This is a genomic window from Halioglobus maricola (assembly GCF_009388985.1).
Taxonomy (GTDB): Bacteria; Pseudomonadota; Gammaproteobacteria; order Pseudomonadales; family Halieaceae; genus Halioglobus; species Halioglobus maricola.
The window spans coordinates 2245957-2268801 of the sequence record NZ_CP036422.1; the positions used below are offsets into that span (position 1 = coordinate 2245957).

Annotated in this window: 22 protein-coding genes; 12 read left to right on the forward strand and 10 right to left on the reverse strand. The window is 56.7% G+C overall.

The window, feature by feature from the left end; all coding sequences use genetic code 11:
- Positions 1 to 8 precede the first annotated feature (8 nt).
- From crcB to EY643_RS10135, 4 genes are read right to left on the reverse strand one after another with little or no spacing between them, the layout of a single operon-like run.
- Positions 9 to 383: a fluoride efflux transporter CrcB gene (gene crcB, locus EY643_RS10120; protein WP_152662097.1), complete on the reverse strand. Its 375-nt coding sequence runs from the start codon at positions 381 to 383 to the stop codon at positions 9 to 11.
- An 18-nt stretch (positions 384 to 401) separates the two neighbouring features.
- Positions 402 to 1718, reverse strand: a complete 1317-nt coding sequence (locus EY643_RS10125) for a replication-associated recombination protein A (protein WP_152662098.1) — start codon at positions 1716 to 1718, stop codon at positions 402 to 404.
- Complete coding sequence (lolA, locus tag EY643_RS10130) at positions 1708 to 2334, reverse strand: outer membrane lipoprotein periplasmic chaperone LolA (RefSeq protein ID WP_152662099.1); 627 nt, start codon at positions 2332 to 2334, stop codon at positions 1708 to 1710. Before lolA ends, EY643_RS10125 begins: the two co-directional genes overlap by 11 nt.
- 6 nt (positions 2335 to 2340) lie before the next feature.
- Positions 2341 to 4626, reverse strand: coding sequence for a DNA translocase FtsK (locus tag EY643_RS10135; protein ID WP_153240988.1), 2286 nt, complete (start codon positions 4624 to 4626; stop codon positions 2341 to 2343).
- A 256-nt stretch (positions 4627 to 4882) separates the two neighbouring features.
- Between EY643_RS10135 and trxB the strand changes: the two genes are divergently transcribed.
- From trxB to infA, 4 genes are all read left to right on the forward strand, one after another.
- Positions 4883 to 5830 (forward strand): thioredoxin-disulfide reductase, encoded by a 948-nt coding sequence (gene trxB / locus EY643_RS10140; protein WP_152662100.1) that lies wholly within the window; start codon positions 4883 to 4885, stop codon positions 5828 to 5830.
- 62 nt (positions 5831 to 5892) lie between these two features.
- Positions 5893 to 6615 carry a leucyl/phenylalanyl-tRNA--protein transferase gene (gene aat / locus EY643_RS10145; RefSeq protein ID WP_240732666.1) on the forward strand — a complete coding sequence of 241 codons (723 nt, stop codon included), beginning with the start codon at positions 5893 to 5895 and terminating at the stop codon, positions 6613 to 6615.
- The gene (locus EY643_RS10150; protein WP_152662101.1) at positions 6612 to 7322 is read left to right on the forward strand and encodes an arginyltransferase; all 711 of its coding nucleotides are present in this window, start codon (positions 6612 to 6614) and stop codon (positions 7320 to 7322) included. The genes aat and EY643_RS10150 overlap by 4 nt, the downstream gene beginning before the upstream one ends.
- Before the next feature lie 122 nt (positions 7323 to 7444).
- Positions 7445 to 7663 carry a translation initiation factor IF-1 gene (infA, locus tag EY643_RS10155; RefSeq protein WP_007227938.1) on the forward strand — a complete coding sequence of 73 codons (219 nt, stop codon included), beginning with the start codon at positions 7445 to 7447 and terminating at the stop codon, positions 7661 to 7663.
- A gap of 52 nt (positions 7664 to 7715) precedes the next feature.
- Here infA and clpA read toward each other — a convergent pair whose 3' ends face one another.
- Together clpA and clpS are read right to left on the reverse strand one after the other, a co-directional pair.
- Complete coding sequence (gene clpA / locus EY643_RS10160; protein ID WP_152662102.1) at positions 7716 to 9995, reverse strand: ATP-dependent Clp protease ATP-binding subunit ClpA; 2280 nt, start codon at positions 9993 to 9995, stop codon at positions 7716 to 7718.
- Between the two features lie 30 nt (positions 9996 to 10025).
- The gene (clpS, locus tag EY643_RS10165; protein WP_240732667.1) at positions 10026 to 10382 is read right to left on the reverse strand and encodes an ATP-dependent Clp protease adapter ClpS; all 357 of its coding nucleotides are present in this window, start codon (positions 10380 to 10382) and stop codon (positions 10026 to 10028) included.
- A 149-nt stretch (positions 10383 to 10531) separates the two neighbouring features.
- Here clpS and EY643_RS10170 point away from each other — a divergent pair, with 149 nt between their 5' ends.
- From EY643_RS10170 to EY643_RS10200, 7 genes are read left to right on the forward strand one after another with little or no spacing between them, the layout of a single operon-like run.
- Positions 10532 to 11143 (forward strand): pseudouridine synthase, encoded by a 612-nt coding sequence (locus EY643_RS10170; RefSeq protein ID WP_152662103.1) that lies wholly within the window; start codon positions 10532 to 10534, stop codon positions 11141 to 11143.
- Positions 11140 to 11616: an NUDIX hydrolase gene (locus EY643_RS10175; protein ID WP_152662104.1), complete on the forward strand. Its 477-nt coding sequence runs from the start codon at positions 11140 to 11142 to the stop codon at positions 11614 to 11616. Before EY643_RS10170 ends, EY643_RS10175 begins: the two co-directional genes overlap by 4 nt.
- Positions 11594 to 12688: a tRNA 2-thiouridine(34) synthase MnmA gene (gene mnmA, locus EY643_RS10180; RefSeq protein ID WP_152662105.1), complete on the forward strand. Its 1095-nt coding sequence runs from the start codon at positions 11594 to 11596 to the stop codon at positions 12686 to 12688. The genes EY643_RS10175 and mnmA overlap by 23 nt, the downstream gene beginning before the upstream one ends.
- Before the next feature lie 8 nt (positions 12689 to 12696).
- Positions 12697 to 13326, forward strand: coding sequence for a high frequency lysogenization protein HflD (hflD, locus tag EY643_RS10185; RefSeq protein ID WP_152662106.1), 630 nt, complete (start codon positions 12697 to 12699; stop codon positions 13324 to 13326).
- 32 nt (positions 13327 to 13358) lie between these two features.
- Entirely contained in the window at positions 13359 to 14729 is a 1371-nt protein-coding gene (gene purB, locus EY643_RS10190; protein WP_152662107.1) for an adenylosuccinate lyase, read from the forward strand.
- Positions 14730 to 15869: a cupin domain-containing protein gene (locus EY643_RS10195; protein ID WP_152662108.1), complete on the forward strand. Its 1140-nt coding sequence runs from the start codon at positions 14730 to 14732 to the stop codon at positions 15867 to 15869.
- Complete coding sequence (locus tag EY643_RS10200; RefSeq protein ID WP_152662109.1) at positions 15859 to 16350, forward strand: DUF7931 domain-containing protein; 492 nt, start codon at positions 15859 to 15861, stop codon at positions 16348 to 16350. Before EY643_RS10195 ends, EY643_RS10200 begins: the two co-directional genes overlap by 11 nt.
- A gap of 68 nt (positions 16351 to 16418) precedes the next feature.
- Here EY643_RS10200 and EY643_RS10205 read toward each other — a convergent pair whose 3' ends face one another.
- The 3 genes from EY643_RS10205 to EY643_RS10215 form a co-directional block, all read right to left on the reverse strand.
- On the reverse strand, positions 16419 to 18656 hold the full coding sequence (locus tag EY643_RS10205; RefSeq protein ID WP_152662110.1) for an NADP-dependent isocitrate dehydrogenase: 2238 nt from the start codon (positions 18654 to 18656) through the stop codon (positions 16419 to 16421).
- 138 nt (positions 18657 to 18794) lie between these two features.
- Positions 18795 to 19385 carry a GNAT family N-acetyltransferase gene (locus EY643_RS10210; protein ID WP_170287352.1) on the reverse strand — a complete coding sequence of 197 codons (591 nt, stop codon included), beginning with the start codon at positions 19383 to 19385 and terminating at the stop codon, positions 18795 to 18797.
- Position 19386: 1 nt separating this feature from the next.
- Positions 19387 to 19713, reverse strand: a complete 327-nt coding sequence (locus EY643_RS10215; RefSeq protein ID WP_152662112.1) for a Rieske (2Fe-2S) protein — start codon at positions 19711 to 19713, stop codon at positions 19387 to 19389.
- 299 nt (positions 19714 to 20012) lie between these two features.
- Here EY643_RS10215 and EY643_RS10220 point away from each other — a divergent pair, with 299 nt between their 5' ends.
- Positions 20013 to 21872 carry a putative bifunctional diguanylate cyclase/phosphodiesterase gene (locus EY643_RS10220; RefSeq protein WP_170287353.1) on the forward strand — a complete coding sequence of 620 codons (1860 nt, stop codon included), beginning with the start codon at positions 20013 to 20015 and terminating at the stop codon, positions 21870 to 21872.
- A gap of 7 nt (positions 21873 to 21879) precedes the next feature.
- Here EY643_RS10220 and meaB read toward each other — a convergent pair whose 3' ends face one another.
- Positions 21880 to 22839, reverse strand: coding sequence for a methylmalonyl Co-A mutase-associated GTPase MeaB (gene meaB, locus EY643_RS10225; protein WP_152662114.1), 960 nt, complete (start codon positions 22837 to 22839; stop codon positions 21880 to 21882).
- Positions 22840 to 22845 lie beyond the last annotated feature (6 nt).

Genomic DNA, 22845 nt, shown 5'->3' on the forward strand with positions numbered 1-22845 from the left:
GGCCGGTTTCAGAACAGCGCCCGGGTCAATTGAATCGATAATCCCGCCATCACGACACACAGTATGGCGCTGGCGGCCATATACCCGAGTGCATGAGCCGTATGCCCGCTTTCGAACATGGCGATGCTCTCAAGGGAGAATGTCGAAAACGTGGTAAATGCTCCCAGGAATCCGACCATCAATACCCCACGCCAGTCCTGGTGAATCACCTGTCGCTCAATCAATACGAAGATGACACCAATCGCAAAGGAACCAGCCATGTTCACCAGCAAGGTGCCCATAGGCCAGCGGCCCTCCCACAGCTGGTGAACCCAGTCTGCGAGCAGGTAACGCGAGACGGCACCGGTGGCGCCGCCCAGGGCGATAAACAGCAGATATTTCATGAGATCAGGCGGAGTGGCTTAATCGTAGCGGCGTATTGTACTGGTTTTGTCTCGCTCGCGCAGGTAGTCCAACTTTTCGCGGATTTTCTTTTCGAGGCCGCGATCAACCGGGTGATAGTACTGCCGGTCCTTGAGGGATTCGGGAAAATAATTTTCTCCAGCGGCATAACCGCCCTCCTCGTCGTGGGCATAGCGGTAGTCTGCGCCATGATCCATTTCTTCCATCAATGTGGTCGGCGCGTTGCGCAGGTGCAGTGGAACCTCCTCACTGTCGCCTTCAGCAATTTCCCGGCTCGCAGCGTTGTAGGCGGAATAAACCCCATTACTCTTGGCCGCGCAGGCAAGATAAATAATGGCCTGGGCTATGGCCAATTCCCCTTCTGGACTGCCGAGTCGCTCTTGCACCTGCCATGCATCGAGACTGATCGTAAGTGCCCGGGGGTCCGCATTGCCGATATCCTCGCTCGCCATGCGCACTACGCGGCGTGCGATGTACAAAGGGTCGCAGCCGCCGTCGAGCATGCGGCAGAACCAATACAGGGCTGCGTCCGGCGAACTTCCTCGCACCGATTTGTGCAGTGCGCTGATCTGGTCGTAAAAGAGATCGCCCCCCTTGTCGAAACGACGCAGGGAAGCCTGCAGCACCTCGGCCAGCGTGTCTTCCGTAATAGCGCCGCTGTCCGCAAGGTCGGCTGCCAGCTCCAACAGATTTAGCGCACGTCTGGCATCGCCGTCCGCCTGGTTTGCAATCAATTGCAAACAGTCGTCACTCGCACTGATTTCATCGCCCAACAACACCATTCCGCGCTGTAAAACACCGGCCAGGTCATCGGCGTTGAGCGAACGCAGCTTATACACGCGCGCTCGAGACAATAAGGCGTTATTGAGCTCGAACGAAGGATTCTCAGTGGTGGCGCCGATAAAGATCACAGTGCCATCCTCGACGTAGGGCAGAAACGCGTCCTGCTGTGACTTGTTGAATCGGTGAACCTCGTCCACGAACAACACAGTGCCCCTGCCGGCCGCTTTGTGCTGCCTCGCCTGGGCGATGGCTTCACGGATTTCCTTGACCCCGGAAAGCACGGCAGATATCTGCAGGAAGTGGGCATCGGCGCGTTGTGCTGCTATACGCGCAAGCGTGGTTTTGCCGACACCAGGAGGGCCCCAGAAAATACAGGAGTGCAATTGACGCTGCTCAATGGCCCGCCGCAGCGGTTTACCATGGCCTAGAATATGGCTTTGACCAGCGTAACTGGCGAGATCTACTGGCCTTAAACGGGCCGCGAGTGGCTGGTATCCGGGCTCAGCTGTATCTCCGAAAAGATCACTGGCCATGGAAGAAAACATCCACACCTTCAGGTGGTGTGAACTGGAAATCATCGACCGACAGACCCGCATCGCGAGTCACATCGCTGAAACTGATGGCAAGGCGCTGGCCCAGGTTATCAATGACTTCCATGCCCTCCAGCTGACCTGCCGCCAATTTTAGTGTGAGGCTCTGGAAGCCTGGCTCTTCACTGCGTGGGGTCAGGGTATATACATCGCTCGCGGAGGAGTCGACGCGATAATTTTCGCGCAGCGCGCCCACATCACCGCCGAGCACCTGTAGCGGTGAAGCGGTAGTCCCGCTGTCCGCGGGGCGGCGGGTCACGGTTTCCAGATCCCGATCGTAGTGCCACACATAGACGGGGTCGGCGACGATCAACTGGCTATCAGGTGACTGTATGTCCCAGTAAAAGTAACCGGGCCGCAACAGGCCGAAGCGGCCCTCGGTAACACTCACGGGCTGATCAGCGTCAGGGGCGAACTGCTGCTGCGAGAAGCTACCGCTCATTTGCGCTACATCCTGCAGCTGAGAGATGAGCGCTTCGGCCGCATCTTCTTCGGAACGGACAATGCCCGCGATAAAGCACAAGCCCAGTACGGCTACCGCCAGAATTCTTGTTCGCATGGTGTATTAGTCTTCTACAGGGGGTGGCGCCAGAACCTCGCGCTGCCCATTGGTGCCCATTTCGGTCACGACGCCGGCCGCTTCCATAGCCTCGATCAGACGCGCCGCCCGGTTATAGCCTATGCGCAATTTCCGCTGCACACTGGAAATTGACGCGCGGCGACTCTTGGTGACGTAGTGCACAGCCTCGTCATACAACGCGTCACTCTCATCATCTTCGTCAGCCGAACTTGCCTTAAGTTCCCCCGCCGTCACCGGCGTCTGGCCACCCTCGTCCAATAAGCCTTCGATGTAGAGCGGCTCGCCGCGCTTGGTCCAATCCGCTACAACACGATGAACCTCCTCATCAGAACAGAATGCGCCGTGTACGCGATTCGGAACGCCGGAACCGGGTGGGAGGTACAACATGTCACCGTGACCAAGCAGCTGCTCAGCGCCGCCCTGATCAAGAATAGTGCGTGAATCGACCTTGGATGAAACCTGGAACGCAATGCGGGTAGGCACGTTAGCCTTGATCAAGCCGGTAATAACATCCACCGACGGTCGCTGTGTGGCGAGAATCAGGTGAATTCCGGCCGCCCTCGCCTTCTGTGCAATCCGGGCGATCAACTCTTCCACCTTTTTGCCGACGATCATCATCATGTCGGCGAACTCATCGATCACCACCACAATGGCGGGTAAGCGCTCAAGGTTTGGCGGGGTCTGTTCCTCGTCTGTTTCGGCAAATATAGGATCAGGCGTCCACAAGGGATCAGGGATCTCAGTGCCAGCTTTTTTGGCGTCGTCTACTTTGCGGTTATATCCCCCGAGGTTGCGAACCCCCAGAGCCGCCATCAGCTTGTAGCGACGCTCCATCTCGGCAACACACCAGCGGAGGCCGTTGGCTGCGTCTTTCATATCGGTGATCACGGGTGTGAGCAAATGCGGGATGCCGTCGTATACCGACAGCTCCAACATCTTCGGATCGACGAGGATCAGGCGCACGTCCTCCGGGCCCGATTTGTACAATAGGCTGAGCAGCATGGCGTTCACGCCGACAGACTTACCTGAGCCGGTAGTACCCGCCACCAGCAGGTGTGGCATTTTGGCAAGATCGGCACACACTGGCTGGCCCGAAATATCGTGACCTAAGGCCAGGGTTAGCGGTGACTTGGACTGTTCGAAGGCCCTCGAGGAAAGCACCTCGCGGAAATTCACGATCTCCCTGTCCTCGTTGGGAATCTCTACGCCAACCACGGATTTTCCGGGAATAACTTCCACCACCCTCACTGAGATGACTGCGAGCGAGCGAGCGAGATCTTTCGCCAGGTTGGATATTCGGGAAACTTTTACCCCTGCTGCAGGCTGAATCTCGAAACGAGTAATCACAGGGCCTGGATAAACCGCCGTGACCTGCGCTGTCACACCGAAATCTGCGAGCTTGAGCTCAAGCAGTTTGGAGAGCGCTTCGAGCGCATCTTTGGAGTAGCCCTTAGTCGGGTCTTTGATTTCAGCGTCCAACAATTCCAGATGGGGTAGCTCGCCCGTTGCCGGAACATCGAACAGCGGTTGCTGTTTCTCTTTCTCGACCCGCTCGGATTTTTCGGCTTTGGGCTTGAGCGACTTAATTTTGGGAGGCTTGCGCTTTTTCTCTTTCTCGACATGCTCTTCGATAACAACCTTGCGGGCCTCGACAGCCTTGTCGCGCTCGCGTTTGTCACGAATTCCATCGTAGGTTTTTGCCACCCAGGTTTTGCTTCTGGCGAAAGCCGTAATCGCCCACGAGCCGAGCCTGTCCATCAGCTTGAGCCAGCTAAGGTCGGTAAAGATGGTCATGCCAAACAACAGCACCGCCAGCAGAATCAGGCGACTGCCTACGGCACTGAAAGCAACAGTAAATGACCCGCCAATGGCCTGACCGAGGATGCCGCCCGCGCCCTGTGGCAAGGGTGAATTGCCGGTATCATTCATCGCTGCAAGCGCGGTGCCTGCGATCATCACCAGCACCAGCCCGAGCGTCCGAATACCAAATGTCACCCAGTCAAAACCGTGTGGGTTATTGCGTTCCAGCAACAGGATCAGGGCGCGATACGCCAGCAGAATGGGAAAAAGGTAGGCTGCATAGCCCACCAGGGAGAAAAACACATCGGCGAGCCACGCTCCGGTAGGCCCACCCAGATTGGAAATGCTGCCGCCGCTGCCGCTGGCGGACCAGCCGGGATCGGCAGGGCTATAGCTCGCTAGTGCGAGCACCAGGTACAGACAAACGGCGCTGACACCGATAAAAGCCCCTTCGCGCAATCTGGGGCCCATGAAGGTCTCGCTGTTGGTGGATTCTGCCACGTATATGTTGTCCCTGGTCCGGTCTTGGCCCTAGTCCTCTGCACCGCTGACGCGGCGTCGCTATAAGCCTTATAGCAAGAACTAATTGTCACCCAATTATTTATTTATTTCAAAGAGTTATAGGTTTTAATTAGAATTCACCGAGCCTTTGCTCGATCGACACCTTTAAATTAACATAGTCCGTCCCCATTTCGGAACCAACACACCCTACAACAGGTAAGCAGCAATGAGCGAAGCCAGACACATCCCCCTGATCATCCTTGGCAGCGGCCCCGCCGGCTACACCGCCGCAGTTTATGCGGCCCGCGCCAACCTCAACCCGGTGGTTATCACCGGCATGCAACAGGGCGGCCAGCTCACTACCACCACCGAGGTAGAAAACTGGCCAGGTGGCCACGCTGAACTGCAGGGCCCGGAACTCATGCAAAACATGCAGGAGCATGTCGAGCGCTTCGATACCGAGGTCGTTTTCGACCACATCGACGAAGTTGACCTTGAGGCGCGCCCGATCGCGCTCAAAGGCACCGCCAATTACACCTGTGATTCGCTGATAATTGCCACTGGCGCGTCTGCCCAGTACCTTGGTCTGCCCAGTGAAGAAGCCTTCATGGGCAAAGGCGTGTCTGCCTGCGCCACCTGCGATGGCTTCTTCTACCGAGGCAAGCAGGTCGCGGTCATCGGTGGCGGCAATACCGCCGTTGAAGAAGCCCTCTATCTGGCGAACATAGCCGAGCACGTGACAGTGGTACATCGCCGCGATTCACTGCGCTCTGAAAAGGTACTGCAGGATCGCCTCTTCGCCCGCGAAAAAGAAGGCAAAGTCACCATTCTGTGGGACCATGTGCTGGACGAGGTTCTCGGCGACGACTCTGGTGTTACCGGCATGCGCGTTAAATCGGTCAAGGACGACAGCACTCGCGATATCGACCTGGCGGGCGTGTTTATCGCCATCGGCCACAAGCCCAATACCGACATTTTTGCAGGCCAGCTCGACATGAAAGACGGCTACATCGTCATCCAGAGCGGCCTCGAGGGCAACGCTACCAGCACCAGTTCACCGGGCGTATTCGCGGCTGGGGATGTGGGCGACCACATCTACCGCCAGGCAGTCACCTCCGCTGGCTTTGGCTGCATGGCCGCCCTCGACGCAGAGAAATACCTGGACAACCTTTAAATCCAGCGCTCGTTACGAGCGTCTTGCAAGAAAGGGCCGCAACCGCGGCCCTTTTTTGTATCATGAGCAATATGCAGGCCATCACCCAACTTATTAACGACGACAGTTTTCCCCCGAGCGAGCAGGCGCTTGACTACCCGAATGGCCTGCTGGCTGTCGGTGGCGATTTATCCCCTGCCCGCCTCATGGCTGCGTATCGCCAGGGAATTTTCCCATGGTATGAAGAGCCACAGCCTGTGCTGTGGTGGACGCCCGATCCAAGGTCAGTGCTGTTTCCCGATCGACTTCACATTTCGCGCTCACTGCGCAAGACCCTGCGAAAAGACCGCTTCCGGCTCGCCGTCGACCAAAACTTCGAGGCCGTTATGCGCAACTGCGCCCAGCTGCGAGGAGACGGCCTGGGCACCTGGATTGGCGACGATATGCTGGCGGCATACTGTGATCTGCACCACATTGGTCACGCGCACTCGATCGAGGTCTACAACCCCGCAGGAGAGCTGGTCGGCGGCCTGTATGGCATCGCTATCGGCCGGGCGTATTTCGGTGAATCCATGTTCAGCGAAGAAACGGACGCATCCAAGGTCGGACTCGTCGCTCTGGTCAGCATTCTGCGCCGTGGGGGCTTTGGGATTATTGACTGTCAGGTCGAAAGTGATCACCTGAACAGTCTCGGGGCAGAGAACATCTCAAGGCTGGACTTCGAGCAACGGCTTGGCGAAACTATAGATGTCGCCCATGATCCTGAAATCTGGCGTCTACCAGCCACTTGTGGAGAACTTTTGTGACCTCTTCCCTGCGGGACCTCAAGGTCTATACGACCTACCCCCACAGCTGCAGCTACCTGGAAGACCAGGAGGCCACCACTCTGTTCGTCGATCCCCGGCAGGAGGTAGACCAGACGCTCTACAGTAATCTTTCCGTGCTGGGTTTCAGGCGCAGCGGCAATCATCTATATCGCCCCCACTGCTCCAATTGCGAGGCGTGCATCCCGGCGCGTATTCCAGTCAATAAATTCCAGCCCAATCGCAATCAGAAGCGGGCCCTCAAACGCAACGCTGACCTCGAAATAGAAGTGACAGGTGATATCCGCGACCAGTCGGCGTTCGAGCTCTACCGCCGCTATATCGAACAGCGTCATGCCGACGGCGACATGTACCCGCCAGATCGCGAGCAGTATCAGTCCTTTCTCGACAATGCCTGGGAGTGCACTCGCTACTACCGATTTTACCAGGGCGGCAAACTCACTGCGATTTCAGTGGTGGATGAGCTGCTGGACGGCCTCTCTGCCATTTACACGTTCTTCGACCCCGACCTCGATGACCGGAGCCTCGGCCGTTACGCCATCCTCTGGCAGATTGAGAAGGCGGCGGAGATGGGTCTGGACTATCTCTATCTCGGATACTGGATCAAGAACTGCCGCAAAATGAGCTACAAGTCGGAATATCGCCCTCTGGAGCTGTACCTGAACGGTCGCTGGAGCCTGCTGACCTAGGCCAGATCGACGCCATTCTGCCGCCACCCGCAAGCCAGCTATATTCACGCTTTTAGCGGTGGCGCAACGCCAGCGTTTAGGGCAAAATGCGCCCCTTATTTTCCTCCGAGGATTGCTGCCGCATGGCAAAAGAAGACCAGATTGAAATGGAAGGCGAGGTTATCGACACCCTTCCCAACACCACATTCCGGGTTGAGCTGGAAAATGGCCACGTGGTGACTGCACACATCTCCGGTAAAATGCGCAAAAACTACATCCGCATTCTGACCGGTGACAAAGTCCGCGTGGAATTGACGCCCTACGACCTGACCAAGGGCCGCATCACCTACCGCGAGCGCTAACAGCGATCAGCTGGCGCGGCCTGGGCCGCGCCTGCGAACCCAAACGCGCTCGCTACGCGAGCTCGACCTCTTCCTCTTCTACCCGCACTTCCAGCTTGTCGTCCGCTTTATTGAGCCGGACAAGTGCCGTGCCGCCTGACTGCGCAAGATCTCCAAACAGCACCAGCTCCGCAAGCGGCTTCTTGATGTGCTCCTGGATAATCCTGGTCATCGGCCGGGCGCCCATATTGCGGTCGTAGCCCTTCTCGACAAGCCACAGGCGAGCATCCTCATCCACATCGATAGTGACCCGCTTCTCGTCCAGCTGACCCTGCAGTTCGGTAAGGAACTTGTCCACGACTGTGAGAATAACAGCCTCATCAAGGGGCTCGAATTGCACGATGGAATCCAGACGATTGCGGAATTCCGGCGTAAACATGCGATTGATCGCTTCCATGCCGTCCGTACTGTGGTCCTGCTGGGTAAAACCAATCGTCCGACGGCTGATATTCTCAGCACCGGCATTCGTGGTCATGACCAGGATTACATTGCGGAAATCGGCTTTGCGGCCGTTATTGTCTGTCAGCGAGCCGTGATCCATTACCTGTAGCAACAGGTTGAAGACCTCCGGGTGAGCCTTTTCGATCTCGTCCAGCAACACCACAGCATGGGGGTTTTTGGTCACGGCATCGGTCAGCAAACCGCCCTGATCGAAGCCAACATAGCCCGGAGGCGCGCCAATCAGCCGCGAGACCGTGTGCCGCTCCATATACTCGGACATATCAAAACGGACTAATTCAAGGCCCAGCTGCATCGCCAGCTGGCGTGTCACCTCGGTTTTACCCACGCCGGTGGGTCCGGCCAGGAGGAATGAACCAATCGGCTTGTCCGCCGACTTGAGCCCGGCCCTGGCCAGCTTGATCGAAGTGGCAAGGCTGCTGATCGCATTGTCCTGCCCAAATACGACCATTTGTAGATTTTTCTCGAGCTTCTGCAGCACAGCTTTGTCGTCTGACGACACGGTTTTCGGGGGAATGCGGGCAATCTTGGCGATCACAGTCTCGATATCCCCGACCCCGATCACTTTCTTGCGTTTGGACGCTGAGAGCAGCTGCTGGTAAGCCCCTGCTTCATCGATCACGTCGATAGCCTTGTCGGGCAGGAATCGGTCGGTGATATATCGGTCGGAAAGTTCGGTCGCAACTTTCAGCGCCTTATCTGTATAGCGCAGGCCATGATGCTCCTCAAAACGGGACTTCAACCCTTTGAGAATCTTGTAGGCATCCTCCACGGAGGGTTCCATCACATCGATTTTCTGGAAACGCCGGCTCAAGGCCTTGTCCTTGTCGAAAATGCCACGGTATTCCTGGAACGTCGTCGATCCTACGCAGCGCAGCTTGCCAGAGCTCAGCAAAGGCTTGAGCAAATTCGAGGCATCCATCACGCCGCCTGAAGCTGCTCCGGCACCGATGATTGTGTGCACCTCATCGATAAAGAGAATGGCGTGATCGCGTTTCTTGAGCTCTGCCAGCAGACCTTTGAAGCGCTTTTCGAAATCGCCCCGGTATTTGGTTCCAGCAAGCAGAGATCCGAGGTCCAGTGAATAAACCACCGCGTCCTGCAGCGTCTCAGGCACGTCGCCGTCCACGATTTTCTTCGCCAGGCCTTCGACAATGGCGGTTTTTCCGACACCGGACTCACCCACCAGCAGCGGGTTGTTCTTGCGTCTGCGAGCCAAAATCTGGGCGACACGTTCGACTTCGGGTGCACGACCGATCAGCGGATCGATATGGCCCTCGGCTGCCTCTTTGTTGAGGTTGGTTGCGAAATTGTCGAGGGGATTACCCTCGGAGTCGTCCGCGGCAGATTCTTCGCCCGTCGCAGTATGCTCGGGGTCGGATGATTCGCCCTCTCCCCCCACCTTGGAAATGCCGTGGGTGATGTAGTTGACCACATCGAGACGCGCAACATTCTGGGTCTTGAGGAAAAACACTGCCTGGCTCTCAGACTCACTGAAAATCGCCACCAGCACGTTGGCGCCGGTCACTTCGCTCTTGCCGGAAGACTGAACGTGGAACACAGCCCGTTGCAAGACTCGCTGAAAGCCCAGCGTCGGCTGCGTGTCACGGTCCTCCTCGTCCTCGGGGATCAGCGGCGTTGTCGCGTCGACAAACTCCACCAGGTCGCCACGCAGGCCACCGATATCCGCTCCGCAGGCTTTGAGTACCCGGATCGCACCATTGTTGTCCAGCAGGGCCAGCAACAAGTGCTCCACGGTCATGAATTCGTGCCGCTTCGATCTCGCGTTGCGGAACGCATCATTCAGTGACTGTTCCAGGTCATTACTCAGCATATACCTCTCCCCGGGGGGTCTCCCTCAGTTCTAGCCTTCGGACGCTTCAATTTCGCACAGCAGGGGATGTTCATTCTCCCTGGCGTACTGATTTACCAGCGCCGCTTTGGTCTCGGCAATATCGCGCGTGAAAATACCGCACACACCCTTACCCTGGGTATGTACTGTAAGCATTACGTGGGTAGCCTGCTCCCGGTTCATCCGGAAGTATGTCTCGAGAACCTCCACCACGAATTCCATCGGGGTGTAGTCGTCGTTAAGCAAAACAACTTTAAAAAGCGGCGGACGCTTGACCTCTGGCTTGCTCTCCTCGAGCGCAAGGCCGCCATCGGCATCGTGCTCTTCTTCGCTCAACCGTATGCCGCTGTTGTTTCGGATGTAATCCACGCTACTGCTCACTGCTTCTCACTACTTTTCTTGCGCTGTTAACTACTGGATATGGATACAATACTCGGGTTTTCAAGGGGGAGCAATCTGGTCATCTTCAGGACGCGGCGCTTGCAGGTAGAAATGTTTTAACCGACCATCCCTCATTCATGGCAAAGATTATTTTACTCAACAAACCGTTTCAGGTGCTAAGCCAGTTCAGCGACTCGGATGGACGAGTTACGCTTGCGAACTACTTATCGGCGCCGAATTTTCGAGCGGCAGGTCGGCTGGATTACGATTCCGAAGGATTGCTCCTGCTCACCGACAACGGAACCCTGCAGCAACACATTGCCAATCCACGCCACAAGCAGTGGAAGACCTATCTGGTGCAGGTTGAAGGCGAAATCAGCGATGAAGCATTGAGCGATCTTCGCTCTGGCGTGACTCTCAAGGATGGCCCCACCCTGCCCGCCCGTGCGCGGCGCATAGCAGCGCCCGACCTGTGGCCTCGCCATCCGCCTGTGCGAGAACGCAAGACAATCCCGGATAGCTGGCTGGAACTTTCCATTCGCGAGGGCCGCAATCGCCAGGTTCGACGAATGACGGCGTCAATTGGCTTCCCCACCCTGCGTCTGGTGCGCAGCCAGATCGGGGACTGGGCCCTGAATGATCTCGCCCCCGGAGAGCACCGTACGTTAGAGGTGAACGTGCCAGGACCGAAGACGCCGCGCCGGAAACAGCCGCCGCGACGCGGCCCCCACCAAAGGAGAAAACGATGAGTCAGGATGAGTGTTGGCCACCCCATGTCACGGTCGCTACCGTGATTGAGCGGGACGGCCGCTATCTGATGGTGGAAGAACACGACGAATTGGCCGGCGGACTTGTCTTCAACCAGCCCGCAGGTCACGTCGACCCCGGAGAACGCCTGCTCGATGCTGCACTGCGTGAAACTCTGGAAGAAACCGGCTGGGAGGTTGAGCTGACCGGCGTCATAGGCATCTCATTCGCTACCGCGCCGAACGGCATTACCTACTACCGGACCAGCTTTGCGGCTAGGCCTTTGAAGGCACTTGAAAACGCAGTGATCGACCCCGACATACACCGTGTGCACTGGCTAACCTACGAGGAATTACTCGCCAATTCTGCTAAGATGCGCAGCCCATTGGTACTGCCCACCATAGAGCAGTATCGGATGGGTCACCACTACCCATTGGATTTCGTATACATCGATGAGCCCCAAGGCTGGCACTAAAGTTATCGTCGGAATGTCCGGCGGTGTCGACTCCTCCGTTTCTGCCCTTCTCCTGAAGGAGCAGGGCTACGCGGTGGAAGGCCTGTTCATGAAAAACTGGGACGAGGACGACGGCACCGAATATTGCACCGCGAAGGAAGATTTCGCCGATGCCCAGGCCGTGGCGGACAAGCTGGACATCAAGCTGCACGGCGCCAACTTCGCAGCCGAATACTGGGACAATGTGTTTGAGCATTTTCTCGAAGAGTATCGCGCCGGCCGCACGCCCAATCCGGACATTCTGTGCAACCGTGAAATCAAGTTCAAGGCCTTCCTCGACTACGCAGTGATGCTGGGCGCAGACTACATCGCCACAGGACACTACACCCGGCTGGGTGAAATCGACGGCAAAGCGGCACTGCTGAAAGGGCTGGATGGCAACAAGGACCAGAGCTATTTTCTGCACGCCGTAGGGCATCGCGAGCTCAGTAAAACCTTGTTCCCGGTAGGTGAAATCGAGAAACCGGAAGTGCGGGCGCTGGCTGAGAAGCACGACCTGGCCACAGCCCGGAAAAAGGATTCCACCGGTATCTGCTTTATCGGTGAGCGACGCTTCAAGGACTTTCTACAGCAGTATCTCCCGGCCCAACCCGGCGACATCTACAGCCTGGAAAACGAGCACCTTGGGCGCCACCAGGGCCTGATGTATCACACGATTGGCCAGCGTCAGGGGCTGGGCATTGGCGGCCTCTCAAACCACTCTGAAGCGCCCTGGTACGTGGTCGACAAAGATCTGGAACAAAACCGCTTGCTGGTTGCCCAGGGCAATGAGCACCCGGCGCTGTTCAAGTCTTCGCTGACTGCCAGTGACATCCACTGGATCGCAGGGAACCCACCTGAGCTGCCACTGAGCTGCAGCGCCAAAGTCCGTTACCGCCAGCCTGATCAGGCCTGTACTGTCTCCCGCGAGGGCGATGGCTACCGCATCCATTTTGAGGCACCGCAGCGCGCAGTCACACCGGGTCAGTCGGTCGTACTCTATCAGGGAGACACCTGCCTCGGTGGCGGCGTTATCGAGCAAACAGCATCGTGAGGCAAGATTTGAATCAGCTGCAAAGGCAGACCCTCGCCCTGGCAGGGATCGCTCAGGCCGCCCGCATAGTCGATCAGGTCTCCAAAACCGGGTCCTATCCCATAGAATTTCTTGAATCATCGATTCACAGCTTGTTCGAGTTTGATGCCTCGGATGTCGCCCAGGTATACGGCGGCGCAGCCGGGGTCAAGCTTGGCCTCAACAACCTTTCCGCGCTGCTCGCCAATCGCGACGGTGCAGAAAACCGTGACGTAGTGCGCTATGTTTTCGGCATGCTCTACCTTGAACGGCAGTTTGCCGCCAGCCCTGAGATGATGTCTGTGGTGCACTCGCGGTTGGAGCACACCCAGTTCAAAGCCGAGCACTTCGCAGGGCATGTGGGCCAGGTGTGCCACAGCGTCTCCGGTATCTATCAGGATACGCTCAGCAAGCTCAAGTTTCGCATCAAGGTCTCTGGCAGTGCCCAGCACCTGCAGGACGAGGCCAATGCAGACATTATCCGCGCCCTGTTACTCGCCGGTATCCGCTCGGCCTATCTTTGGCGGCAACTGGGCGGTCATCGCTGGCGACTGCTGTTCCAGCGCCGCAAACTACTTGAGACCGCGCAACAGCTGTCGCGCGACTTAAGCCTGGTGTAAAATTCGCCACCCCGCTATTTACGGAGCTTTTCATGGATTTATCAGCCCTCACCGCAGTTTCCCCCGTCGACGGCCGTTATGGCAGCAAAACCGCCGCCCTGCGGGATGTTTTCAGTGAGTATGGCCTGATCAAGCGTCGCGTACTCGTAGAAATTCGCTGGCTACAATGCCTGGCAACCCACCCGGGTATTCCCGAGGTGCCAGCACTGTCAGGTGCCGCGAATGCTGTGCTAAACACCATCGTCGACGAATTCGCTGAGGTCGATGCCCGCCGTATCAAGGATATCGAAGCGACCACCAATCACGATGTAAAAGCGGTCGAATACTTTATCAAAGAGCGCTTCGCCGGCAACGAGGAGCTCGAAGCCGTATCCGAATTCGTCCACTTTGCCTGCACCTCGGAAGATATCAACAACCTGTCTCACGCTCTGATGCTGCGCGACGGAGTCGATGCTGTACTTGTGCCGGAGATGGAAAAAATCGCCAGCGCGCTGGTTGCACTGGCTAACGAGGCTGCCGCTGTTCCGATGCTGTCGCGCACTCACGGCCAGACTGCCAGCCCCTCGACCATGGGCAAGGAAATCGCTAACGTCGTCGCGCGCCTCCGCCGGCAGCTAACCCTGATCAGCCAGGTCCAGTATCTGGGCAAAATCAATGGCGCCGTGGGTAATTACAACGCCCATTTCTCCGCCTATCCGGAAGTAGACTGGCAGGCCACTGCCGAGTCTTTTGTTACCTCTCTGGGCCTGAGTTGGAACCCTTACACTACCCAGATAGAACCCCATGACTATATGGCTGAACTGTTCGACGCCATAGCCCGCTTCAATACTATCCTGATCGATTTCGACCGGGATATCTGGGGTTATATTTCGCTCGGGTACTTCAAGCAGAAAACGATCGCCGGTGAAGTCGGTTCCTCGACCATGCCGCACAAGGTAAATCCAATCGATTTCGAAAACTCCGAGGGCAACCTGGGCCTTGCAAACGCCGTCCTGGCACACCTTTCCGCCAAGCTGCCTGTGAGCCGCTGGCAGCGCGACCTGACTGATTCGACCGTGCTGCGCAATATGGGTGTAGGTGCTGGGTACTCTCTCATTGCCTATCAGGCATCCATGAAGGGCATCGGCAAGCTACAGCTCAATGCGCAGCGCCTCGCCGATGATCTGGACAACAGCTGGGAAGTACTCGCCGAGCCGATTCAGACCGTTATGCGACGCTATGGGATTGAACAGCCCTACGAGAAGCTCAAGGAGCTCACTCGCGGTCAGGATATGAGCAAGGCTGTTATCCAGGACTTTGTCAGCAAGCTGGACATTCCCGACACGGCGAAGCAGGAACTGCTGGCACTGACCCCTGCCAACTATATCGGCAATGCCATCAGCCAGGCTCAGGCCATCGAATAAATGACACTGACGGCGGGGGCAGAACTCAAGCTCGACCGGGAAGAATTTCTCGCCCGCTACTGGCAGCAGCGCCCGCTACTCATGCGCGGCGCAATACCCGCTTTTGAGCCGCCCATCTCGCGCCATGAACTCGCCGGTCTCGCCTTCGAGAGCGACGTCGAGTCTCGAATTATCGACACCAGGGGCGACAACTGGGAACTGCTTCACGGGCCGTTCTCCGAAGCTGACTATCAGCGCTCGAACCCATGGACCTTATTGGTTCAGGCGGTAGATCATCATGTTCCCGCTGTGGCGCACTTGCGTCGCCTGGTTGACTTTATCCCGAGCTGGCGAGTAGACGATGTGATGGTGAGTTACGCCGTCGACGGCGGCAGCGTGGGGCCACATTACGACAACTACGATGTATTTCTCGTTCAGGGCGAGGGGCGCCGGCGCTGGCAGGTAGGCCAGCATTGCGATTCTTCAACGCCGCTGCTTCCCCATGAGGATTTGCGCATTCTCAGTGACTTCCAGCTGCAGGATGAATTCCTGCTGGAAACGGGGGATATTCTCTACCTACCGCCTGGCGTGGCCCACTGGGGTGTGGCCGAAGGTGAGTGCACCACCTTTTCCATTGGATTTCGGGCCCCCCGGGTCGACGATCTCGTCTCTCGTTTTGCCGATGCACTGCTCGCCGACTCAAACCGCGAGGAGTTCTATCACGACGCCAGGCTGGAACCGGCAAGCCGCGCAGGAGAGATTCGCCCACGTGATCTTGAGCGCGTTCGCGCCCAGTTACTGGCTGCGCTGGACCAACCTGTCGATGACGGCTGGTTCGGGGAACTGGTGACGGAGCCCCGTTACGACGTCACACCTGAAGAAGATGAGCTGACCGAACAGCTAGCGCTACTGGATACCCCTGGTGTGACTGCCCGCCTTGCTCCCGAGAGCAAGCTGGCGTGGCAGCAGGTCGAAACCGGAATCGCCGTCTACGCCAACGGTGGTAATCAGACCTTCCCTCAAACTATTTTGGATGTCCTGTCTCAACTCTGCAGTCATTGGCAGCTCGATAGTGAGACGCTGGCGCGGGCCCTCGGCCAACCAGTGACCCGCGATCTTCTCCACTACCTGTTAGAAAGCGGTAGCATTTATGTCGAGTGATGATGAGTTTATCAGCGGCGTTGCCTACCCCTCGCCATTTGCTGAATTGGCCGTAAAGCTATGCGAAAGTGCATCGCGGTACCTGTACATTCTCAGCCCGCAGTTGGACCCTGACGCATTTGGTAGTGACGCTCTCGCCACAGCCATAAGTGCTCTTGCCCGCCGCAGCCAACAAACCGAAATTCGTATTCTGGTCAGTGACACGCGCGGCATTGTGGGCCGCGGCCACCCACTGCTCAGTCTGGCGCGCCGCATGCCCAGCTCAGTCGAAATTCGCAAGGTGACCGACCATCCTGACTGGCACGGACAGACTGTCGTAATTCGAGACCGGGACGGGGTGCTGTTCAAACCTGGAGAGGCCAACAAGGACGGTTTCTACGAGCCGGATTCGCGAGCCTCGACTGAACGCCACAGGGAACTCTTTCTGGAGTTGTGGCGATTCAGTGAGGCAGACCCCAACCTCCGTACTCTGTCTATCTGAACACGCCATAGCGCGCACAAAAAAGGCGCCCGTAGGCGCCTTTGCGAAGTACCCTTCTCAGGCGAGACTCAGGTGTTAGCGTCGGCCAATATGGCGTTCAAACTAGGACTGGCGCGCATGATCCGCTTAACCGCTGCGCGATCGGCATGGTAATAGCCGTAGCCCTCCTCCTGCACAGGCTTGCCCTGGGCCTGTTCCAACTCGGATATGATGGCTTCTTCCGCCCCGGCAAGCGCTTCCGCGAGAGGCGCAAATTTCGCGGCCAGCGCGGGATCTTCATCCTGCGCCGCGACTGCCTGTGCCCAGTACAGGCCCAGGTAAAAGTGGCTGCCACGATTGTCCAGCTCACCCACCTTGCGCGAGGGTGACTTGTTGTTTTCGAGCAACTTACCGGTGGCAGTATCCAGCGTTTTCGCCAGAATAGCCGCTGCCTGGTTATCCTGCTTGATACCCATATCTTCCAGTGAGACCGCCAGTGCGAGGAATTCGCCCAGAGAATCCCAGCGCAGGTGATTCTCTTCCTGCAACTGCTGAACGTGTTTGGGGGCGGAGCCGCCGGCGCCAGTTTCATACATACCGCCGCCTTTCAGCATAGGCACGATTGAGAGCATCTTGGCCGAGGTACCCAATTCCATAATCGGGAACAGGTCAGTCAGGTAGTCGCGCAATACATTGCCCGTGGCAGAAATCGTGTCGGAACCGCGAATCATGCGTTCCATGCTGCGACGGATGGCCTCAACATAGGTCATGATCCGGATATCCAGACCGTCAGTATCATGATCCTTCAGGTAGGTATTCACCTTTTTGATCAGCTCGATATCGTGTGCGCGATTGCGATCAAGCCAGAAGATGACCGGCGTATCGGACTGGCGTGAGCGAGTGACGGCGAGTTTCACCCAATCGCGAATTGCCTCATCCTTGGTCTGGCAGGCGCGCCAGATATCGCCCGGCTCGACGTCGTGCTGTGTCAGCACATTGCCTGAAGCGTCTACAACGCGCATCACGCCCTCTTCCTCAATCTCGAACGTCTTATCGTGCGAGCCGTACTCTTCGGCTTTCTTGGCCATTAAACCGACGTTGGGAACCGTGCCGCAGGTCGTTGGATCGAATGCGCCATTGGTTTTACAGAAATTGATCATCTCCTGATACAGCACCGAATAGGTGCTTTCGGGCATGACTGCCTTGGTGTCCTTTGGCTTGCCGTCAGGACCCCACATTTTGCCGCCATTGCGGATCATTGCGGGCATGGACGCATCCACGATCACGTCAGACGGCACGTGCAGATTGGTAATCCCTTTCACGGAATCAACCATCGCCAGTTCCGGCCGGTGTTCGTAACAGTCGTGAATATCCTGCGCGATCTCTTCGCGCTTGGAACGTGGCAGTGATTCGATTTTCTCGTAGACGCTTGAGAGGCCGTTGTTGGGATTCACACCCAGCTCTTCGAACAACGCCGCGTGCTTTTCGAACAGGTCCTTATAGAACACTGTCACCGCGTGTCCGAAAACAATGGGATGCGAGACCTTCATCATGGTCGCTTTGACGTGCAGGGACCACATCACACCAGAGTCTTTGGCGTCTTGCATGGTCTCTTCGAGGAACTCACGCAAGGCCTTGGCGCTCATACGCATGCTGTCGACCACCTCGCCCTCAAGCAGTGGCAATTCCTTCTTGACGGACACCGTGCCATCCGGGGAAACGAACTCAATGCGGACATCGCCCGCCTGAGCCATGGTGAATGACTGTTCTGCTGAGTAGAAATCGCCGCCGCGCATATAATCAGCGTGGGAGCGAGATGCCATGCTCCAGGCGCCCATCGAGTGCGGGAATTTTTTTACAAACTGTTTCACCGCACCGGGCGCGCGCCGGTCCGAATTACCTTCGCGCAGAACCGGGTTTACGGCGCTGCCGAGAACTTTGGAGTAGCGAGCTGCCACATCCTTTTCCTCATCGGTCTCCGGTGTCTCAGGATAGTCAGGCAGTGCATAGCCCTGTCCTTGAAGTTCGGCGATACAATCCTTCAACTGAGGCACTGAAGCACTAATGTTCGGCAATTTGATAATGTTGGCGTCAGGGTCCTGCGTGAGCTCACCCAGAAAAGCCAATCCGTCCTGCACCCGCTGTTCCTCAGCAAGGTAGTCGGGAAAACCCGACAAAATACGACCGGCGAGGGAAATATCGGTGATCTTGACGTCGATGTTAGCGGCGCTGGTAAAGGTGCGCACTATAGGAAGCAGAGAGCAGGTGGCCAGAGAAGGCGCCTCATCCGTGAGTGTGTAGTAGATCGTATTAGCGTTGCTTGACATAGTGTCCTCTGATTGAGCGTGTAACGGGGCAATTCCGGAGGCATTCACCGGAATTCAGGCGGCAAATAGTGTACATTATTTCTCAGCATAATTGGCGGAATACTTGGCATGAATGCGGCATGAATTTGGCCAAAGCAGCTATTTTTGCGCTTGAGGCCACCGGGAACGAAGCAAGCCCCACAGGTTCACGTCAACCAGCTCTCCCTTGAGCAGCTGCCGCTCTCGTTGGCGCCCCTCCAGAGTGAACCCCAGGCGCTCCAAAAGGCCATTCGAGGCGTCGTTACGTGGATCAACCCTGGCGTCAATACGGCGCACGGCCATATCGTCAAACGCATAACTGATCAGCCGGCTCACAGCTTCTCTGGCGACCCCTCTACCCCAGTGATGGCGGCCGAGGCCGTAGCCGATCTCAATACGTTCGTGGTCATGTTCGTAACCGAACAAGATACAGCTACCGCAGATCGCCCCGCTGGTTCGATCGCAGATGACCCATTGAATGGCCTCGCGATCGCGGTGCCGTTGCCTGACCTTGTCAAACCAGATCTCAGCGTCGTCCATGCCCCGCCATGTCTCAAAGGGGAGATAGCGATTAACCTCCTCCACGCGATGGATTTTGAGTAGCGCATGCAGGTCGCGATAAGTCACCATTCTCAGCTCGAGTCGCTCCGAGAAAATAGAACCCTCCGGGAGCTGCAGGCGTTCGTTCTCGGGAGGTAGTGCGCTGCTCATATCAGATGCTCTGATCGTCGATAACAACACCGATCTCATTGCCCTCGTACACCAGTTCCCAGATCCGCAAGCCCCCACAGGGCTCCTCGGTGTTCTCGAGCAACCGGCCGTCTGCGAGGGAGAAACGGTAGTGGTGTGCGGCACACTGAATAACACCGCCTGATACCAACGCAGCGTCCAGGGGATGCTCCCGGTGCGGGCATACTGCGTCGACAAGATAGCGCTGGCCATCTCTCTGCAACAACAGGAGTTGATGGTGATCAATCTTGAACGTGCAGGTGTAGCCGTCGTGAAGATTGATCAACTTGTCCAGTGGCACGAAGCGCATGTCACCAATAATTATGAGTTAGTTAGGCCCGATTGAGACTAACCGGTTTTAATCGCGGTCACCAGTCATCGCGACTAGTACTTTCGGACATAGCCAAACGCTTTAATAGGGCTATACTCAATTGAGATGCTCGCGATAGACGGCGCAGAATTGAGAGGAGCTTGCTAGCTCAATCAATGGACGATCTGAAAGGCCTGCTTACAAAGGTCGAACATGTGAAAGATATAACCGAAGGTTATAGGTTTTCTCGACTTACTACAGTGTTTTGGGCGCTGGAGTGTGCTTTATTTGCGCTGATCGTGGTCCAGCTCATTATCGGTCATACTGAGCTTGCACTCGTGTTAGCTGGTCTGGCCGTCGCCATTACCTGCGTCCCTATCCTGATACGCAAGGGAAGGCCCGATCTGGCCACCAATGCGCTTGTTATCATCCTGGCAACACCAGTCTTCGGGCTCATGTGGACGTATAAGGGTTTACACGACGAGGCGATGCTCGCCATACCAGCCCTCATTCTGTTCTCGGCGGTGGTTGGCAGCCGCTGGATCTTTGTCGCCGTAACCGTCTCGGCGATCATTACTGTTTTCCTGATAGGTCTCGCCAATACGACCGGCGTTTACATTCATCAGCTTCAGCCTGGCAACCTCTACACCGCGGCCATGATTATCGTCATCCTTATGGTGACCAGTTTTGCCGTCTGGGTATTCGCCGAAGATATGCGCGCGACCATGGAGCGGCTAAGCCGGGAAATCCATAGGGTAAACGAGTCCCAGTTCAAGATTCGCGAACTGGCACATCACGATGCCCTCACCAGCCTCCCCAATCGGCTACTCGCACGCGAGCAGTTTGAGCATGCATTGGCCGTCAGCCAGCGCACTGACACCAAGGTCTGCCTCATGTTCATGGACCTGGACGACTTCAAGAATGTGAACGATTCCTTCGGCCATCAAGGGGGAGATGAATTTCTACAGGAAACTGCACAGCGCCTGATCAGTACGGTACGCACCACAGATTGTGTATCGCGCCTCGGGGGCGACGAATTTCTCATTATCCTGGAGTCGGTAGATGATGCTGAGCTGATGACCAGTGTTGCCAGCAAAATTTTGCAGGAGGTTAAAAAGCCAGTTGCCATCGGCGACTCTGATATCGTGGTCACTGCCTCCATTGGTATTGCGATAGCGCCAGACGACGGCGAGGACTTCGACACGATCTGCCGCCAGGCAGATATCGCCATGTATCACACCAAGGATTCTGGCCGGAACAACTACCACTTCTTCAATGAGGCAATGCACCAGCGGGTGCAGGACCGCCTTAACATTCTGTCCTATCTTCACGAGGGGCTGAGTAAACGACAGTTTGAGCTTTACTATCAGCCTAAAATTGATCTTGCCACAGGCCGGATCATCGGTGCCGAGGCATTGATTCGATGGCATCACCCTGTTCGCGGCCTGATCACGCCTGATGATTTCATTCCAGTTGCCGAACAATCAGGCTTGATTGAAGAGATGGGCACCTGGGTTGTAGAAGAAGCCTGTCGCTATTGTAAACAGTGTGAAGAGCTGGGACTGATCGAAAGCGACTTCACCATGGCGGTCAACATCTCACCCGTACAGTTCTCCCGCGGGGCCATCACCGAGGTTGTCGATGAAGCCTTGAAGAAGAACGGCCTCGCTGCACAGCGACTGGAACTGGAACTCACCGAATCGCTGCTGATAGACAACAGCGCGTCAATCAAGCGAGCCCTGTTGCAACTGCGAAAACTGGGCGTTGAGCTCGCTATTGATGACTTCGGCACCGGCTACTCGAACCTCGGTTACTTAAAGGCATTTCAGGTCGGTGTGCTTAAGATTGATCGCTCATTTATCAGCAAAATTCTCGAAGCCGAGCAGAGCCGCATTTTGGTCGAGGCCATTATTCAGGTTGCATCGCGCCTGAATATCAAAGTGGTTGCCGAGGGGGTCGAGAGCCAGCAGATGGCTGAAGCCCTGTTCGTGCTTGGCTGCGATCAGGCCCAGGGCTTCCACTGGACGCGCCCGTTGAACGCGATGAAATTCGAAAAATATATGCGTGACCACCAGCGCGAACAGCGACGCAACGGTGGCGCCCCGACCCTGCAGGCTGTAGCCGGTGAGATGCAGTCGAGCGAATTAACGCCCTCCTGAACGCAGCTTATAACTGCTCGATGATTTTTTGCGCCGCAGCGTAGGCCGTAATCCTCTGCGTCTCAACACCCGCTTCCATTTCAGGTAGCAGCTGCTTCACGCCCTCGCTTTGAGATAGCTTGAGCATCAACATCTCGTTGACCAGTTGATGCATCCAATCCCGGTTCTGTTCAGCGCGTTTGGTCGCGAAGGCGCCCTGCGAATGGGCTTCGAAGTAGTAATTGATCAACATACCCCACACTGCATCAATATTGATTTTCTTCAGCGCCGAACAGGTCATCACCTGGGGCGTCCAGAAACTGGTGTGGCGGAGAAGATTCATTGCACTTGTGTATTGCTGGCGCGCGAGGGATGCCAGCTTCTCGCTTTCTCCGTCAGCTTTATTGATGACTAATGCATCGGCCAACTCCATGATGCCTTTCTTGATTCCTTGCAGTTCATCGCCACCACCGGGAAGCATCAGCACCATAAAGAAATCGACCATACCAGCCACCTGGTATTCGCTCTGACCGACACCAACAGTCTCCACAAGGATCACGTCATACCCGGCTGCCTCACACAGCAGCATGGTCTCACGGGTTTTCTGCGCGACACCACCGAGAGCACCCTCGGAGGGCGAGGGTCGAATAAACGCCTCTTCCCTGCGGGACAACTCCTCCATTCGGGTTTTGTCGCCAAGAATAGACCCACCGGCAATTGGCGAGCTGGGATCAACCGCCAGTACAGCCACCCGTTTGCCCTGTTCGATGAGATACAGGCCAAAGGACTCGATAAACGTCGATTTACCGACACCGGGCACACCGGTTATGCCGATCCGGATACTTTGCCCGCTGTAAGGAAGCACCTGCTCGAGAATGCCCTGCGCCTGCAGCCGATGCTCGTCGAGCTTGGACTCGACGAGAGTAATGGCCTTGGCGAGAGCTCGCCGATTACCGCTGAGCAGCGTTTCCAGGTCGAATGCGGGCATGGACAG